Origin of the sequence: Streptomyces albiflavescens (assembly GCF_014645835.1) — a bacterium.
GTDB classification, from domain to species: domain Bacteria; phylum Actinomycetota; class Actinomycetes; order Streptomycetales; family Streptomycetaceae; genus Streptomyces; species Streptomyces albiflavescens.
In genome coordinates this window covers 22,752-39,459 of record NZ_BMMM01000008.1, presented here as the reverse complement: position 1 = coordinate 39,459, position 16,708 = coordinate 22,752, and the positions used below count along the sequence as shown (strand labels likewise).

The window sequence follows — 16,708 nt, the reverse complement described above, 5'->3', positions numbered from 1 at the left end:
GGCCTACGCGCCCCTCGCGTCACCGCGCCCGAGCCACAGCGGTAGAACTCAGCGGTCCGCGTCCATCGGCTCCAGGTCGCCGTCGGAGCCGAGATCGTCCTCCAAGTCGTCGTCGTCCGACTCGTCGTCGAAGACCGCGCTGACGTCGAAGCGGCAGACCACGCGTTGCGGGTCGATCGCATCGAAGGGGGCCTCCAGCCATTCACCGGGCTCGGCGGGTTCGTCCGCGGCGGTCACCCAGAGTGTGGAGTCGCCCTCCTCCAGGCCGAACTCCTTGTGCCGGGAGGCGATCTCGTCCGGTTCGAACTCGCCGAACAGGACTCCGAGCGCCCCATGGATGGTGCCGGCCGCCGCGTCGAAGCCCGCGGTGGCGGTGGCACCGTCCTCTTCCACGGCTTCCACCCGCTGGGCCTGCGCCAGCAGTCGCTGCGGCTCCACCACCGCGTAGTCCCGGCGGATCAGTACGCTCAGCGCATTCGGCTCCTCGGGGCCCGTGTACGGCGGCAGCGTGTCGTCGCTGCCAGGGATCTCGAAGGGCGTGACCTCGTCGTAGCGGTCGTAGAGGAGCTCGTCGTACGCCTCGGCCGCGGCGGCCAGCTCATTGAACGCCTCGTAGACGCCCGGGTCGTCCTCACCCGTCCTGCGCTCGACCGCGGCCAGGTGGCGGTCCAGCGCGGTCTTGACCGCCTCGGCGGCGGCGCGTACCTCGGCAGCGGTGGGCTGCACAGCATCAGACATAGTGCAGACGCTATCCGTACACGGGCTCTGCCCGCACAATAGATGCGATGCCGGAATACGAATTTGTCGACGTGTACGTACCGCGCGGGGTCTCCCGCAAGGAAACGACGCGCCTGCTGACGGACCATGCCGAGTACGGACACTGGGAGTTGGACCGCCTGAGCCTGCTGCGCGATGGCAGCCGCAAGGTGCGGTTGCGCCGGCGGATCATCCGCCAGGTGCGCGCCACGTGGTGACGGAAGGCGACTGAATACGGAGCGGGCCCCGCACTCGCGGGGCCCGCTCCGTTCTCCACGCCACCGGGGAAGTTCGTGGCGTTGTCATCAGGTTTGTACCGCTCTACGCCGCCGATCGTGCCTTGCGGTAGAGCACGGCACCCGCCAGCAGCGCGCCGGCGCCGACGGGCACGACCACACCGAGCGGCAGGTCACTGCCGGTGTGGGCGAGCTGCGCGGTGCCCTGGGGCTGGGCGACGGACTGCGCCCCCGGGTGGTTGGCGTGCGAGGAGCCGCCCGGCGTACCGCCTCCGGGGTGGGACGGCTGGCCCGGGTGTCCGGGAGTGCCCGGCCGGCTCGGCTCACCAGGCTCGCCCGGGTGTCCCGGGTGTCCCGGGTGTCCCGGGTGGCCGGGGTGTCCCGGGTGGCCGGGGTGCCCCGGAGGCGGCGTCTCGTGACCGCCGCCGGGCGGAGTGGTGGAGTGACCGCCGCCCGTCCCGTTGGCACAGTCGTTGCCCGCCGCCGCGTTGCCGATGCCGATCACGTTGACGCTGTTGCCGCAGACGTTGACCGGTGCGTCGATCGGCACCTGCACATGGTTGCCGGAGCCCACGCCCGGCGAGCCGCCGGTGTGACCGCCGGCCTGGGAGCCGCCGCCGGAGTGGGAGCCCGAGTCGCCGTAGCCACCCCCGGACGAACCGCTGCCGCCGCCATGGTTGACGCACGTGTTGCCCATCGCCGGGTTGAGCACCCCGACGACGTTCACGGTGTTGCCGCAGACATTGACCGGCGCGTGCACCGGCGCCTGCACCGTGTTGCCCGACAGCACGCCGGGCGAGTCCGAACCGGAGCCGTTCGCACCCGAGTCGGCGTGTGCGTAGCCGCCCGTCGCGGCGAGTACGCCGGTCGCGGCCGCCACGGTCATCAGGCCCTTGCGGGTGACCTGTCGCATAGCTGTATCCCTGCCTTAGCCCTGTGTCTTGGACCGTTCGGAACGCGCACGCACCCCCAGTGCGTGCGCGGAAAGCCGGTCGGCCCCGGAGCGCATGGCGCGCACTCCGGGGCCGACGGGCTCAGACCCTCATGGGGTGAGGCACAACGTCACTTGTTGATGCAGGTGTTGCCGAAGGCGGGGTTCAGCAGCCCGATCACGGAGACCGTGTTGCCGCAGACGTTCACCGGGACGTGAACGGGCACCTGGATGACATTGCCGGACACGACACCCGGGGAGTGCACGGCGGCACCCTGGGCACCCGAGTCGGCGACGGCCAGGCCCGCACCCGCGAGAACCAGACCACCAGTGGCGGCCACAGCGGCGACGACCTTCTTGATCATTATTCCTCCTTGTTGGCACATGCGATCCCAAGCAGCGGATCACGACACCTGTAACGAGGAAGGAGTAGTAGAGCTACGAGCTTATGGTCGCATTCACTCTTCTCAGTCGGGTCCGCACAGGCTGGCGAATACTGAAGTTTCGTTTCAGTGGGCGAATTCAGGACGCCCGACGGACGATTCAGGACGCGTCGATGAATCAGGACGCCTCAGGACGCGTCGATGAAGCGGTCGAGCACGCGTACGCCGAACTTCAGCGCATCCACCGGCACCCGCTCGTCGACGCCGTGGAACATGCCCGCGAAGTCCAGCTCCGGCGGCAGCTTCAGCGGGGCGAAACCGAAGCAGCGGATGCCGAGGTCCGCGAAGGACTTGGCGTCGGTGCCGGCCGAGAGCATGTAGGGCACGGCACGCGCGATCGGGTCCTCGGCGGACAGCGCTTTCTGCATCGCGTCGACGAGGGCGCCGTCGAAGCTGGTCTCCAGCGCCTTGTCCGCGTGCACGTCCTCACGCTTCACGCGCGGGCCGAGAATCCGGTCCAGGTCGTCGAGGAATTCCTCCTCGTACCCCGGCAGATAACGCGCGTCGACATGCGCGGTGGCCTGCCCGGGAATCACATTGACCTTGTACCCGGCACCCAGCTGGGTCGGATTGGCGGTGTTCTGCAGCGAGGCGCCGATGAGCTTGGCAATGCCGCCGAGTTTCGCGAGCGTCTCGTCCATGTTCTCCGGGTCGAGTTCGGTGCCGAGCGCGTCGCCGAGTTCGTCGAGGAAGTGCCGCAGCGTCTTGGTGACGCGCACCGGGAACTTGTGCCGGCCGAGCCGCCCGACGGCCTCGGAGAGCTCGGTGATCGCGTTGTCCTTGTGGATCATCGACCCGTGACCGGCGGTGCCGTCCACGGTCAGCTTCATCCAGTGCATGCCCTTCTGGGCGGTCTCGACGAGATACAGCCGCAGCTTCTCGTTGACCGTGAAGGAGAACCCGCCGACCTCGCCGATCGCCTCCGTGACGCCCTCGAAGAGGTCCGGGTGGTTGTCGACCAGGTGCCGCGCACCCCATGTGCCGCCCGCCTCCTCGTCCGCGAGGAAGGCCAGGACGATGTCGCGCGGGGGCTTCCTGCCACTGCGCAGCCGGTCCCGTACGACCGCCAGCGTCATGGCGTCCATGTCCTTCATGTCGACCGCGCCGCGGCCCCACACCATGCCGTCCGCGATCTCGCCGGAGAAGGGGTGGTGGGTCCAGTCCAGCGCGTTCGCCGGTACGACGTCGGTGTGACCGTGGATGAGCAGTGCGGGCCGCGAGGGGTTCTCGCCCTCGATACGGGCCACGGTGGAGGCGCGGCCCCGGTGCGACTCGAAGATCTGCGGTTCGAGCCCCACCTCGGCGAGCTTCTCGGCCACGTACTCCGCGGCCCTGCGCTCGCCGGGCCCGGAGTGGTCCCCGTAGTTGCTGGTGTCGATCTGGATCAGCTCGCGACAGAGGTCCACGACCTCGTCCTCGCCAGAGACGCTCCTGGCCGTGTTCGACTCGCTCACGCTGCTTCCTCCCACTGTCACTGCTGGTGGTCGTCCCCCTCATCCTCTCTCCGACCCCTTCCCCTCCCCAAGGCCGGTCCCGGCCCGTCACACGCCGTTCACGCGGGAACAGGGCGTGATCAGGAGCCCTCGAAAGCCTGGTAATGTTTCCTCTGTCGCCGCGAGGGAAACCCGCGCGACAGACACCTTGTCCGGGTGGCGGAATGGCAGACGCGCTAGCTTGAGGTGCTAGTGCCCTTTATCGGGCGTGGGGGTTCAAGTCCCCCCTCGGACACATCGAACGAGCGAGGGCCGCGACCACCAGGTCGTGGTCCTCGCTCGTTGCGCCTTTCGGCCCCTTGCCTGTCTTTCGCCCCCGCGCATGGTGTCGGCCGGCCCCTCGCTCGCCGTGTTCGGGGTGTTACGGGCAGATGTGGGGCAGATCTCGTCAGGATGACATATCCCCATGTCAGAGCACCGTCACGACTGCGGAACTGGCAGTTCCGGTGCCCCGGGAGGTCTCCTCGCATGGCTGACGACCAGGTCCGCGACTAGCGTCGTACTAAAATTTCACGCTTGTTTGGAGCTGGACCGGAATATCCCCAGGCATACCTGCGGGCCCACCAGCGCCCCGGACGCTCCGGGAAACAACACGTGAGGACCCGATGGCAGCCCTCGAGCAAGGCCCCGCACTCGCGCTGTTCGACGAGGAGGTGCGCGCGGAGTTCGGTGATCCCGCACGCTTCTCCGCCTCCTCCGCCGCCTCGCCCCGCACCCTTGCCGACATCTTCGACGCCTCCGTCCGGGCGTACCCCGACGAGCCCGCGCTGGACGACGGGAACCGCTGTCTCACCTACCGTGCCCTGGCCGTCGAGGTCGAGGCCCTGCGGCGGCGGCTGAGCGCCGCCGGGGTCGGACTCGGCGACCGGGTCGGAGTCCGGGTCCCGTCCGGCACCAACGCGCTGTACGTGGCGATCCTCGCCGTACTGGCCGCGGGTGCCGCCTATGTGCCGGTGGACGCCGAGGACCCGGACGAGCGGGCCGAGCTGGTGTTCGGCGAGGCGGAGGTGCGCGCGGTCGTCGGGGCGGGGCACGAGCTGACCGTCAACGGCCGGTCGGATGCTCCCGCCGCGCGGCCCGGTGTCGAGCACGACGCGTGGATCATCTTCACCTCCGGATCCACGGGCAAGCCCAAGGGCGTCGCCGTCAGTCACCGCAGCGCCGCCGCGTTCGTGGACGCCGAGGCCGAGCTGTTCCTGACCGAGGACCCGATCGGGCCCGGTGACCGGGTCATGGCCGGGCTCTCCGTCGCCTTCGACGCCTCGTGCGAGGAGATGTGGCTGGCCTGGCGATACGGCGCCTGTCTGGTGCCGGTGCCGCGTGCGCAGGTCCGCAGCGGCGCGGACCTCGGGCCCTGGCTGGTCGAGCAGGAGATCACCGTCGTCTCCACCGTGCCCACGCTGGCCGCCCTGTGGGAGCCCGAGACGCTCAACGAGGTCCGGCTGCTGATCTTCGGCGGTGAGGCCTGCCCGCCGGAGCTGGTTCAGCGGCTGGTGACCGAGGGCCGCGAGGTGTGGAACACCTACGGGCCCACCGAAGCCACCGTCGTCGCCTGCGCCTCCCTCATGACCGGCGAGGAGCCGATCCGGATCGGGCTGCCGCTGAACGGCTGGGAGCTGGCCGTGGTCGACGAGGCCGGTGAGCCCGTAGCCATGGGCGACAGCGGCCAGCTCGTGATCGGCGGGGTCGGGCTCGCCCGGTATCTCGACGCCGAGAAGGACGCGGAGAAGTACGCGCCGCTGGAGTCGCTGGGCTGGGAGCGGGCGTACCGCAGCGGTGACCTGGTCAAGGCCGAGCCGGAGGGGCTGATCTTCCTCGGGCGGGCCGACGAGCAGATCAAGCTCGGCGGGCGCCGGATCGAGCTCGGTGAAGTGGATGCCGCCCTGCAGGCCCTGCCCGGAGTGGCGGGCGCGGCCGCCGCGGTGCGCACCGCCCGCAGCGGCAACCAGCTCCTCGTCGGCTATGTGGTCACCCAGGACGGCTGGGACCAGGCCACCGCCGTGGAGAAGCTGCGCGCCGAGCTGCCCGCTGCCCTTGTCCCGTTGCTCGCCCCGGTCGAGGACCTGCCGACCCGGACGTCCGGCAAGGTCGACCGCAACGCGCTGCCCTGGCCATTGGAGGGCCTGGAGACCGGCGGCACGAAGGAGCAGCTCTACGGCACCGAGGCCTGGCTCGCCGAGCAGTGGAGCGAGGTGCTCGGCATCCCTGTCGCCGGCGCGTCCGACGACTTCTTCGCGATCGGCGGCAGCAGCCTGGCCGCCGCCCAGCTCACGACCAGGCTGCGCACCCGGTATCCGAGCGCGGCGGTCCTGGACATCTACCAGCAGCCCGTCCTGCGCAAGCTGGCCCGGCACCTGGAGAAGTCCGCGCAGGACGACGGCGCCGAGCGGATCGTCGCGCCGGTCCCGCTGCGCACCAAGGCGACCCAGCTGCTTCTGCTGATCCCGCTGTTCACGCTGCTCGGGCTGCGCTGGACCGTGGCGCTGGCCGCGCTCGGGAACGTACTGCACTGGTTCGGGCCGTATCCGTGGGCGCCGAGCGCGTCGTGGTGGCTCGTCGCCGCCGGTGCGCTCGTCTTCTTCAGTCCGCCGGGGCGGCTCGCGATCGCGGCGGGCGGGGCGCGCCTGCTCCTGCGGGGTGTGAAGGCCGGGCGCTACCCGCGCGGTGGAAGCGTCCACCTCCGGCTCTGGACGGCCGAACGGCTCGCCGAGTTCAGCGGCGCGACCTCGCTCACCGGTTCCTGGCTGGAGCGGTACGCCCGTGCCCTGGGCGGCAAGGTCGGCTCGGACGTGGACCTGCACTCGCTGCCGCCGGTGACCGGCATGCTCAAGCTCGGCCGGGGCGCCGCCGTCGAGTCCGAAGTGGACCTGTCGGGGCACTGGCTGGACGGCGACCGGCTGGAGATCGGCCCGGTGAAGGTGGGCGCGCACGCGGTGGTCGGCACCCGCAGCCTGCTCTTCCCCGGTGCGCGCGTGGGCAAGCGGGCCGAGGTGGCCCCCGGTTCCGCCGTGGCCGGACACATTCCCACCGGGCAGCGCTGGGCCGGAGCACCCGCGGTCAAGCTCGGCAAGGCGAAGCGCGCGTGGCCCAAGGAGCGGCCGCAGCGCGGCACGTACTGGCGGGCGATGTACGGCGCGACCGGGTTCGCCCTGACCGCACTGCCCCTGCTGGCGGGCGTTGCCGCGCTGCTCGTGGCGCGGGTGTTCGTGAGCGCGGACGCCGGGCTCGGCACGGCCCTGCGCGGTGCCGCCGTCGCCCTGGTGCCGGCGACGCTCACCTTCGGGCTCGCGTACGCGCTGCTGCTTCTGATCGCCGTACGCCTGCTGAGCCTCGGGCTGCGTGAGGGCACGCATCCGACGCACAGCCGGATCGGCTGGCAGGCCTGGACGGTCACCCAGCTGATGGACCGCTCCCGGGAGACGCTGTTCCCGCTGTACGCCGGGCTGATCACCCCGGTGTGGCTGCGGCTGCTCGGCATGAAGATCGGGCGGGGCGCCGAGATCTCCACCGTCCTCGCGCTGCCCAGCCTCACCACCGTCGGTGAGGGTGCCTTCCTCGCGGACGACACGCTGACCGCGCCGTACGAGCTCGGTGGCGGCTGGATGCGGATCGGGCGGGCCGAGATCGGCCGCCGGGCGTTCCTCGGCAACTCCGGGATGACCGCGCCGGGCCGCAGCGTGCCGGACGGCGGTCTGGTCGGCGTGCTGTCGGCGACGCCGAAGAAGGCGAAGAAGGGCAGTTCGTATCTGGGGCTGCCGCCGGTGAAGCTGCCGCGTTCGACGCAGGACGGCGACCAGAGCCGGACGTACGACCCGCCCGCGCACCTGCTGTGGGCACGGGGCCTGGTGGAGCTGTGCCGGATCGTGCCGGTGTTCTGCTCGGCGGCGCTGGCCGTGCTGACGATGGCCGCGCTGAGTGCGCTGGGGGCGTGGGCCTGGGCGCTGTCCGGGGTGGTGCTGCTCGCCGTGGGCGCGCTCGCGTGCCTCGTCTCCATCGTGGCGAAGTGGCTGTTGGTGGGCCGGCACCGGAGCGGTGAGCACCCGCTGTGGAGCGGATTCGTGTGGCGCAACGAGCTCGCGGACACATTCGTCGAGGTCGTCGCCGTGCCGTGGCTGGCCGGATCCGTGCCCGGTACGCCGCTGATGACGGCGTGGCTGCGCGGGCTCGGCGCCCGCATCGGCCGGGGCACCTGGGTCGAGAGCTACTGGCTGCCCGAGACCGACCTGGTGACGCTGGAGGACGCGGCGACGGTGAACCGGGGCTGTGTCCTGCAGACCCACCTCTTCCACGACCGGATCTTGCGGACGGATAATGTAATCCTCCGTGAGGGCGCCACGCTGGGCCCGGGCGGAATCGTCCTGCCCGGCAGCACCGTCGGGGCCCGCTCCACCCTGGGTCCCGCGTCGCTGGTGATGGCGGCGGAGTCCGTTCCCGACGACACCCGCTGGCTGGGCAACCCGATCGAGGCATGGCGTTCATAGAAGACATGACCGGATCGGATACGAAGGGCGGTACAGCGGCACGTCGTACGAGCACAGGGCAGGGAGCAGTCGCAGCGGTGAGCGTTCAGCAGACAGTGGGATCGGACCCGTACTTCCCGGCCAACGGTGATCCCCGCTACCGGGTGCACCGGTACGAGCTCGCGCTGGACTACCGCCCCGGCCCGAACCGGCTCTCGGGCACCGCTCGGCTCAACGCCATTGCCGGCCGGGCGCCGCTCACCGAATTCCAGCTGAACCTGGCCGATTTCCGAATCGGCCGGGTCCGTGTCGACGGCAAGGCGCCGCACTACACGCACCGCGGCGGCAGGCTGCGCATACGCCCGCCGAAGCCGATCCGGGCCGGTGCCGCCTTCACCATCGAGGTGCACTGGTCGGGCAACCCCAAGCCGGTCAACAGTCCCTGGGGCGGTCTCGGTTGGGAGGAGCTGGAGGACGGGGCGCTGGTGGCGAGCCAGCCGACCGGGGCGCCCTCCTGGTACCCGTGCAACGACCGCCCGGCCGACAAGGCCGCGTACCAGATCTCGATCACCACGCCCTCCGCCTATTCGGTGGTGGCGGGCGGCCGGCTGCTGACGCGTACGACGAAGGCTTCCACCACCACCTGGGTGTACGAGCAGGCGGCGCCGACGTCCAGCTATCTGGTCGGACTGTCGATCGGGAAACACCAGACGGTGCTGCTCGGCGACCCGGGTCTCGGTGGCGTGCCGCAGTCCGGTCATCTGCCCGCGCATCTGCTCTCCGAGTTCTCCCGGGACTTCGCGCGGCAGCCCGCGATGATGGAGCTGTTCGAGAACCTCTTCGGGCCGTATCCGTTCGGCGAGTACGCGGTGGTGGTGACGGAGGAGGAGCTCGATGTCCCCGTCGAGGCACAGGGGTTGTCGCTGTTCGGCGCCAACCACGTGGACGGGGCGCGGGGTTCGGAGCGGCTGATCGCGCACGAGCTGGCGCACCAGTGGTTCGGCAACAGCGTCTCCATCGCGGACTGGCGGCACATCTGGCTGAACGAGGGCTTCGCGAAGTACGCGGAGTGGCTGTGGTCGGAGCGGTCCGGCGGGCGCCCGGCGCAGCAACTGGCCGCCGCGGCGCACCGGAAGCTGTCCGCGCAGCCGCAGGACCTGGTGCTGGCCGACCCGGGCCGCAAGCTGATGTTCGACGACCGGCTCTACGAGCGCGGCGGGCTCACCCTGCACGCGCTGCGCTGCGCGATGGACGACGACGCCTTCTTCCGCATGCTGCGCGGCTGGGCCACCCTGCACCGGGGCGGAGCGGTCACCACGGCGGCCTTCACCGCGCACGCCGCCCGCTACGCGGCGGAGCCCCTGGACGACGTGTTCGCGGCCTGGCTGTACGAGTCCGCCCTCCCGCCGCTGCCGACGCTCGCCGCGCCGGTTCCCACCCGGCCCACCTACCCGCCGACGAACGCCGACTCGGCCTAGGCAGAATGGCAGCCATGACCAGTCGTTCCTGCCCCTGCGGGCTTTCCGAGCCGTACGCGAAGTGCTGTGGGCGGTTCCACCGCGGTGAGGCCGCGGCGGCGACCGCCGAGGCGCTGATGCGGTCGCGGTACTGCGCCTTCGTGAAGGAGGACGAGGGGTATCTGCTGCGGACCTGGCATCCGCGGACGCGGCCGGCGCGGGTGGAGTTCGACCCCGGGATGCGGTGGACCGGGTTGGAGATTCTCGGCACGAGTCAGGGGTCGGCGTTCCACTCCGTGGGGACCGTGACCTTCCGGGCCTCCTACCGTGGCGGCTCTCTCCACGAGCGCAGCCGCTTCGAGCGGGTCGACGGGGCGTGGGTGTACGTGGATGGGGACTTCCAGGAGTAGGCCCTCTAGGGGGTTTCTGGTGGATCTCCGTGGAAGAAGGAGCGGCGTTCGGTGCGTGCTCTCGGCGTGCCGGGCGGAAGTCCTCGATGGGGGTCCCCCCGCGCGAGCGAAGCCGAGCGTGGGGGAGGAGCTACTAGGGCTTTTGTCCGGTGCGGCGAGAGTGCGTGCCGGGCGTCGCGACGCCGCGGAGATCCATCAGAAACCCCCTAGGGCGCCAGGATGTCCAACTCCTGGAGCGCGCCGACCGTGATCTCGCGCGTGAGCTCCTCGGCCCGAGCCGCGTCGCCTTCCCGTACGGCCTCCGCGACCTGGACGTGCAGGGTGACGGCGGCGGGGTCGGGGTCCTCGAACATGACCTCGTGGTGGGTACGGCCCGCCAGGACCTCCGCGACGACGTCACCGAGACGGGCGAACATCTCGTTGCCCGACGCGTTGAGAATCACCCGGTGGAAGGCGACGTCGTGGACGAGATACGCCTCCAGCTGGTGCCCGCGTGACGTGGCGACCATGCCCAGCGCGCACTCGGTGAGTTCGGCGCACTGCTCGGCCGTGGCGTGCCGGGCGGCCAGGCCCGCGGCGATCGGCTCGACGGCGGAGCGCAGCACGGTGAGCGAACGCAGCTGGTGGGGGCGGTCGGCGCCGGCCAGCCGCCAGCGGATGACCTGAGGGTCGTACACGTTCCACTCGGACTTGGCGAGGACCGTCACGCCGACGCGGCGACGGGACTCGACGAGGTGCATGGACTCGAGCACCCGGACCGCCTCGCGCATCACGGAACGGGACACCTCGAAGCGCTGCGCGAGCTCGTCCGTGCGCAGCACGCTGCCGGGCGGGTACTCACCCGCCGCGATCGCCGGCCCGAGGGTTTCCAGTACATGTCCGTGCAGCCCCCGGCCCCGTGTGGTCATGGGGTCAGCGTACGAGGCCCTCACTGTGAACAAAAAGTCAGACTTATATGTCACAGACTCTTGAATTCGTCGTACCTAATGAGTTTCAGTGTCGTCGACATCAGATGTCGATGAAGACAGCGAGAGCACGATGCAGCTGACGCGTACCCCCCATGTCGTCGTGGTCATGGGCGTGGCAGGAACCGGCAAGACCACCATCGGTCCCCTGCTCGCGACCCGGCTCGGCGTTCCGTACGCCGAGGGCGACGACTTCCACCCGCAGGCCAACATCGCCAAGATGACGGCCGGCACACCGCTGACGGACGAGGACCGCTGGCCGTGGCTGGACGCCATCGGCGCCTGGGCGCACGAGCGGGCCGGACTCGGCGGAGTGGTCAGCAGCTCGGCGCTGAAGCGCAGTTACCGGGACCGGCTGCGGGCAGCGGCACCCGGAGTCGTGTTCGTGCACCTCACCGGTGACCGCAAGCTCATCGAGGATCGGATGTCGCACCGCCAGGGGCACTTCATGCCCACGGCGCTCCTGGACTCCCAATTCGCCACCTTGCAACCGCTGGAGGCGGACGAGGCGGGTGTCGCCGTGGACGTGTCGGGCGACCCCGGGGAGATCACCGAGCGGGCCGTGGCCGCGCTCCAGGGTCTCGCCCAGCCCTCGCAGTAACCCTTCGCCGTACCCCCGTCCCCCTTCGTACCTTTCTCAAGCAAGGGATCAACCGTGACCAGACTCAGCGTGGAGATGCTGGCAGCGGACGCCGTCGAGCCGATCACCTCGGCGGGTCATGCCCAGCTGGGCATCGCCGTGCTGGCGGGCATCGCCGTCATCGTCCTGCTCATCACCAAGTTCAAGCTGCACGCATTCCTGGCCCTGACCATCGGCTCGCTCGCCCTCGGCGCGTTCGCCGGGGCACCGCTCGACAAGACCATCACCAGCTTCACCACCGGGCTCGGCTCGACCGTCGCCGGTGTGGGTGTCCTGATCGCGCTGGGCGCGATCCTCGGCAAGCTGCTCGCCGACTCCGGCGGCGCCGACCAGATAGTCGACACGATCCTCGCCAAGGCGGGCGGGCGCGCCATGCCGTGGGCGATGGTGCTGATCGCCTCCGTGATCGGTCTGCCGCTGTTCTTCGAGGTCGGCATCGTGCTGCTGATCCCGGTGGTCCTGATGGTCGCCAAGCGCGGCAACTACTCCCTGATGCGCATCGGCATCCCGGCGCTGGCCGGTCTGTCCGTGATGCACGGCCTGATTCCGCCGCACCCCGGTCCGCTGGTCGCGATCGACGCGGTCAAGGCCAACCTCGGCATCACGCTCGCGCTCGGTGTCCTGGTCGCCATCCCGACGGTGATCGTCGCCGGTCCGTTGTTCTCGAAGGTCGCGGCCCGCTGGGTGGACGTCCCCGCTCCCGACCGGATGATCCCGACCCGTGCCTCCGAGGACCTGGCGAAGCGCCCCGGCTTCGGCGCCACCCTCACCACGATGCTGCTGCCGGTCGTGCTGATGCTGTCCAAGGCCCTGGTCGACATCATCATCGACGACCCCACGCACATGGTGCAGCGCGTCTTCGACATCATCGGCTCGCCGCTGATCGCGCTGCTCGCCGCGGTGATCGTCGGTATGTTCACGCTGGGCCGCGCGGCCGGCTTCACCAAGGACCGCCTCGCGACGACCGTCGAGAAGTCTCTCGCCCCGATCGCGGGCATCCTGCTGATCGTCGGCGCGGGCGGCGGCTTCAAGGGGACCCTGATCGACTCCGGTGTGGGCCAGATGATCCTGGACATATCCAAGGACTGGTCGATCCCCGCGCTGCTGCTCGCCTGGCTGATCGCGGTGGCCATCCGGCTCGCCACCGGTTCGGCGACCGTCGCGACCATCTCGGCGGCCGGTCTCGTCGCCCCCCTCGCGGCCGACATGTCGACCGCGCACGCCTCCCTCCTCGTCCTGGCGATCGGCGCGGGCTCGCTCTTCTTCAGCCACGTGAACGACGCCGGCTTCTGGCTGGTCAAGGAGTACTTCGGTCTGAACGTCGGCCAGACCATCAAGTCGTGGTCGGTCATGGAGACGATCATCTCGGTGGTGGCCGGTGGACTGATCCTGCTCCTGTCGCTCGTGATCTAGCCGATTTCCCGGGAGTACGACGATGGCTCACCCTCTCTTCGACATCAGCGGCCGTACGGCCCTGGTCACCGGCTCCAGCCGCGGTATCGGGCTCGCGCTGGCGCGCGGGCTCGCGGAGGCCGGCTGCACGGTCGTCCTCAACGGGCGCGACGCCGAACGGCTCACCAAGGCCGCCTCGGAGCTGCCCGGCGACGTCCACACAGTGGTCTTCGATGTCACCGACGGACCCTCGGTGGCCGCGGGAATAGCCGACGTCGAGGAGCGGGTGGGCCCGCTCGACATCCTCGTCAACAACGCGGGCATGCAACTGCGCGCCCCGCTCCTGGAGTTCACGGACGCGGACTGGCACCGGATCCTGAACACCAACCTCACGAGCGCGTTCCTGGTCGGCCGCGAGGCCGCGCGGCGGATGACCGAGCGCGGCCACGGCAAGATCGTCAACATCTGCTCGCTGCAGAGTGAGGTCGTCCGCCCGGGCATCGCCCCTTACGCGGCCACCAAGGGCGCGCTGAAGATGCTCACCAAGGGCATGTGCGCGGACTGGGGCCCGCACGGCGTGCAGGTCAACGGGCTCGGCCCCGGCTACATCGAGACCGAGCTCACCAGACCCCTGGTGGACGACGAGGAGTTCAGCGCCTGGGTGCGCCGTCGTACCCCGGCCGGGCGGTGGGGCCGTACCGACGATCTGGTCGGCGGAGCGCTCTTCCTCGCCTCTCCCGCGGCGGACTTCGTCAGTGGGCAGGTGCTGTACGTCGACGGCGGCATGACGAGTGTGCTCTGAAAGGGAGTCGGCGATGCTCGGTTGCGTGATCCACGGCCAGGGCGACCTGCGGGTCGACGAACTGCCCGTGCCCTCCCCGGGCCCCGGCCAGGCGCTCGTCGCCGTCCGGTACGGCGGGGTGTGCGGGTCCGATCTGCACTACTGGCGGCACGGCGGGGTCGGGGACTTCCGGCTGCGGGAGCCGATGGTGCTGGGACACGAGGTCGTCGGGACGGTCGTCTCGTACGGTGCCGGAACCTCAGGTCCGGTGCCGGGTACGCCCGTTGCCGTGCACCCGGCGACGCCCTGCGGGGTCTGCCCCGAGTGCGCCGACGGCCGCGCGAACGTGTGCCGTGACACGCGCTACCTGGGCAGCGCGGCGCGCACGCCGCACGTCCAGGGCGGTTTCGCGGCCCAAGTCGTGGTCCCGGCCGGTCAGTTGCGGGCGTTGCCCGCGGGCCTGGACCTCCGGCGGGCCGCGCTCGCCGAGCCGCTGTCCGTCGCACTGCACGCGGTGCGCCGGGCCGGGACCATGGCCGGCCGCCATGTGCTGGTGACGGGGGCCGGGCCCATCGGCTGCCTCGTGGTGGCCGCCGCGAAGGCCGCGGGCGCCGCGCGGATCACGGTCACGGATCTGCTGCCGCGGGCTCTGTCGTACGCCGTCTCGGCCGGCGCGGACGCGGTCGTGCGGGCCGACGATCCCGCCGATCCCTCCTGGCCCCACGAGGTCGACGTCGCCATCGAGGCGTCCGGTGTCGCCGCGGGCCTCGACACCTGCCTCCGCCTTGTGCGGCGCGGTGGCGTCGTCGTACAGCTGGGCATGCTGCCGCCCGGGCAGAGCCCGTTCGCGGGGAACCTGGTGGTGAGCCGGGAGGTCGAGCTGCGGGGTGCGTTCCGCTTCGACGGGGAGTTCGACGACGCGATCGCGCTGCTCGCGGTCGAGTCCTCGTTCGACGGCCTCGTCAGCGCGGTGCTCCCCGTCCGGGACGCGGAGTCGGCCTTCGCACTCGCCGCCGACCGGAGCACGTCCTGCAAGGTGCTGCTGGATTTCACCTCCTGAGCGCACCTCCGTGCGCCTGATCTCGCGTCCTCGGCGACCCAGCCCTGGACGGCTCGGGGCCCGTCCCCCGGCCGCGGCTCGCCCTCGGCGACTCCGTGGGCGGCCGCACCCGGCTGCGGCGTATGCGTACGACAGCGGCCCGCGCCCAGGCCACCGCACCCAGGAGTGCCGACAGGCGCTGTGTCCGGCCCCTGACCCTCCCGGTGCACAGACGAACCGTACTCAGGGCCGCCAGAGCGGATGCTCGCTCTCGGCCCACTGCCGGCTCACGGACCCCGTCCGCAGCCCCTCCCGGGCCTCCGGATCGCCCAGCGCCATCCCGATGTGGCCCGCGAGGACGATGCCGATCGTCAGAGCCAGCCAGTCGTGCACGAAGGTCGCGCTGGTGCGCCACATCAGAGGCGTGAGATGGGTGAACCACATCAGCAGGCCCGTGCCCAGCATCACCAGCGAGGCCCCGGCGATCCAGGCCGCGTAGATCTTCTGCCCGGCGTTGAACTTGCCCGCCGGGCGGGACTCCGGGCTCTTGTCGCGACGCAGCGCCGCGCGCAGCCACACCCGGTCGTGCGGCCCGAAGCGGTTCAGGAAGCCCAGGTCCGCGCGGAAGGCCCGGGAGGCCAGGCCGGCCAGGACGGGCACCGGGAGCATCACGCCCGCCACTTCGTGGATCCTGACCACGAGTTCGCGGCGGCCGACGAGTTCGGCGAGCTGGGGGATGTAGAGGCAGGCCGCGGTGGCCACGCACACGCCCATCAGCAGGGCGGTCACGCGGTGGACCCAGTGCTCGGCGCGGCTGAAGCGGCGCACGCGGGCGGAGCGCGGAGACACGGCCTGGGTGTCGTCAACTCGTGGGTGCATCGTCGCGTCCGTTCGAGCGGCCGACCCACGCGTCCACGTCATAGCCCCGGTCCTCCCAGTACCCGGGACGGACGTCCTCGGTGACGGTGATGCCGGAGAGCCACTTGGCGGACTTGTAGAAGTACATGGGGGCTACATAGAGGCGGACTGGGCCGCCGTGGTTGTGGCCGAGGGGCTTGTCCTGCATGCGCAGGGCCACCAGGACGTCGGCGCGGCGGGCCTGCCGCAGCGTGAGGCTCTCCGTGTACGTCCCGTCGAAGCAGGTGAACCGGATCGCCCCGGCCGAGGAGCGCACTCCCGCGGCGTCCAGCAACCGGGACAGGCGCACGCCTTCGAAGGGTGTGCCCGGCACTCGCCAGCCCGTGACGCACTGGACGTCGTGCACAAGGCGGGTCTGGGGCAGGGCTCGCAGCTCGGCGAGGGTGTAGGACCTGGGGTGGTCGACCAGGCCGTCGATGGTGAGGCGGTAGTTCGTCTCGTTCTTGTGCGGGACCGAGGACGCCACCGAGTAGTAGCGGAAGCCGCCGCCGTTGGGCAGCAGACCGGTGAGGCCCGTGGGGTCCTTCTCGGAGGCGCCGGCGAGGAAGGATTCGAGGCCGCGCTGGAGCGGGGGCGCGGCGATCACGCCGAGCGCGCCGAGTCCGAGCGTGCCGAGCAGCACCCGTCGGCCGATCGGGGCTCCACGCTCCTCGGGCCGCTGCGGACTCCGGTCCTCGGGCCGCTGCGGACTCCGGTCCTTCGGAGTTCGCTCCTCCGATCGCTCGGGGCTTCGCTCTGCGGGTCGCTCCCGGGCGCGCTCGTCGGATCGCTCCGGTTCGCGCTCCTC

15 protein-coding genes and 1 tRNA gene are annotated in these 16,708 nt (G+C 70.9%); 9 read left to right on the top strand and 7 right to left on the bottom strand.

Annotation, left to right across the window (positions count from 1 at the left end):
* Positions 1 to 48: 48 nt before the first annotated feature.
* On the bottom strand, positions 49 to 738 hold the full coding sequence (locus tag IEY95_RS22085) for a hypothetical protein (RefSeq protein WP_189187829.1): 690 nt from the start codon (positions 736 to 738) through the stop codon (positions 49 to 51).
* A 47-nt stretch (positions 739 to 785) separates the two neighbouring features.
* Between IEY95_RS22085 and IEY95_RS22080 the strand changes: the two genes are divergently transcribed.
* Positions 786 to 974, top strand: coding sequence for a DUF5703 family protein (locus tag IEY95_RS22080; RefSeq protein ID WP_028801646.1), 189 nt, complete (start codon positions 786 to 788; stop codon positions 972 to 974).
* Positions 975 to 1,077: 103 nt separating this feature from the next.
* Here IEY95_RS22080 and IEY95_RS22075 read toward each other — a convergent pair whose 3' ends face one another.
* The 3 genes from IEY95_RS22075 to IEY95_RS22065 all read right to left on the bottom strand — a co-directional run bounded on the left by IEY95_RS22075 (position 1,078) and on the right by IEY95_RS22065 (position 3,820).
* The gene (locus tag IEY95_RS22075; RefSeq protein WP_189187828.1) at positions 1,078 to 1,905 is read right to left on the bottom strand and encodes a chaplin; all 828 of its coding nucleotides are present in this window, start codon (positions 1,903 to 1,905) and stop codon (positions 1,078 to 1,080) included.
* A gap of 149 nt (positions 1,906 to 2,054) precedes the next feature.
* A complete protein-coding gene (chpH, locus tag IEY95_RS22070; protein WP_189187827.1) occupies positions 2,055 to 2,288 on the bottom strand; it encodes a chaplin ChpH in 234 nt (77 codons plus the stop codon).
* Between the two features lie 206 nt (positions 2,289 to 2,494).
* Entirely contained in the window at positions 2,495 to 3,820 is a 1,326-nt protein-coding gene (locus IEY95_RS22065) for a M20/M25/M40 family metallo-hydrolase (protein ID WP_189187826.1), read from the bottom strand.
* Between the two features lie 189 nt (positions 3,821 to 4,009).
* Between IEY95_RS22065 and IEY95_RS22060 the strand changes: the two genes are divergently transcribed.
* The 4 genes from IEY95_RS22060 to IEY95_RS22045 all read left to right on the top strand — a co-directional run bounded on the left by IEY95_RS22060 (position 4,010) and on the right by IEY95_RS22045 (position 10,186).
* Positions 4,010 to 4,094, top strand: a tRNA-Leu gene (locus IEY95_RS22060).
* A gap of 370 nt (positions 4,095 to 4,464) precedes the next feature.
* Positions 4,465 to 8,340 carry a Pls/PosA family non-ribosomal peptide synthetase gene (locus tag IEY95_RS22055; RefSeq protein WP_189187825.1) on the top strand — a complete coding sequence of 1,292 codons (3,876 nt, stop codon included), beginning with the start codon at positions 4,465 to 4,467 and terminating at the stop codon, positions 8,338 to 8,340.
* A gap of 77 nt (positions 8,341 to 8,417) precedes the next feature.
* Positions 8,418 to 9,797, top strand: coding sequence for a M1 family metallopeptidase (locus tag IEY95_RS22050; protein WP_229703230.1), 1,380 nt, complete (start codon positions 8,418 to 8,420; stop codon positions 9,795 to 9,797).
* Between the two features lie 5 nt (positions 9,798 to 9,802).
* Complete coding sequence (locus IEY95_RS22045) at positions 9,803 to 10,186, top strand: YchJ family protein (protein WP_189187823.1); 384 nt, start codon at positions 9,803 to 9,805, stop codon at positions 10,184 to 10,186.
* A gap of 206 nt (positions 10,187 to 10,392) precedes the next feature.
* On the opposite strand, the gene IEY95_RS22040 is transcribed toward IEY95_RS22045, so the two are convergent.
* Entirely contained in the window at positions 10,393 to 11,094 is a 702-nt protein-coding gene (locus tag IEY95_RS22040) for a FadR/GntR family transcriptional regulator (RefSeq protein ID WP_189187822.1), read from the bottom strand.
* A gap of 130 nt (positions 11,095 to 11,224) precedes the next feature.
* Between IEY95_RS22040 and IEY95_RS22035 the strand changes: the two genes are divergently transcribed.
* Genes IEY95_RS22035 through IEY95_RS22020 form a run of 4 tightly spaced genes read left to right on the top strand, consistent with a single transcriptional unit; the run spans position 11,225 to position 15,024 of the window.
* Positions 11,225 to 11,752, top strand: a complete 528-nt coding sequence (locus IEY95_RS22035; protein ID WP_189187821.1) for a gluconokinase — start codon at positions 11,225 to 11,227, stop codon at positions 11,750 to 11,752.
* Between the two features lie 54 nt (positions 11,753 to 11,806).
* Complete coding sequence (locus tag IEY95_RS22030) at positions 11,807 to 13,204, top strand: GntT/GntP/DsdX family permease (RefSeq protein ID WP_189187820.1); 1,398 nt, start codon at positions 11,807 to 11,809, stop codon at positions 13,202 to 13,204.
* Between the two features lie 22 nt (positions 13,205 to 13,226).
* A complete protein-coding gene (locus IEY95_RS22025) occupies positions 13,227 to 13,985 on the top strand; it encodes an SDR family oxidoreductase (RefSeq protein WP_189187819.1) in 759 nt (252 codons plus the stop codon).
* Between the two features lie 13 nt (positions 13,986 to 13,998).
* Positions 13,999 to 15,024 (top strand): L-idonate 5-dehydrogenase, encoded by a 1,026-nt coding sequence (locus IEY95_RS22020; RefSeq protein WP_189187818.1) that lies wholly within the window; start codon positions 13,999 to 14,001, stop codon positions 15,022 to 15,024.
* Positions 15,025 to 15,246: 222 nt separating this feature from the next.
* Here IEY95_RS22020 and IEY95_RS22015 read toward each other — a convergent pair whose 3' ends face one another.
* Both IEY95_RS22015 and IEY95_RS22010 read right to left on the bottom strand, forming a co-directional pair.
* Positions 15,247 to 15,882, bottom strand: coding sequence for a cytochrome b/b6 domain-containing protein (locus IEY95_RS22015; protein WP_189187817.1), 636 nt, complete (start codon positions 15,880 to 15,882; stop codon positions 15,247 to 15,249).
* The gene (locus tag IEY95_RS22010) at positions 15,866 to 16,555 is read right to left on the bottom strand and encodes a molybdopterin-dependent oxidoreductase (protein ID WP_229703260.1); all 690 of its coding nucleotides are present in this window, start codon (positions 16,553 to 16,555) and stop codon (positions 15,866 to 15,868) included. Before IEY95_RS22010 ends, IEY95_RS22015 begins: the two co-directional genes overlap by 17 nt.
* Positions 16,556 to 16,708 lie beyond the last annotated feature (153 nt).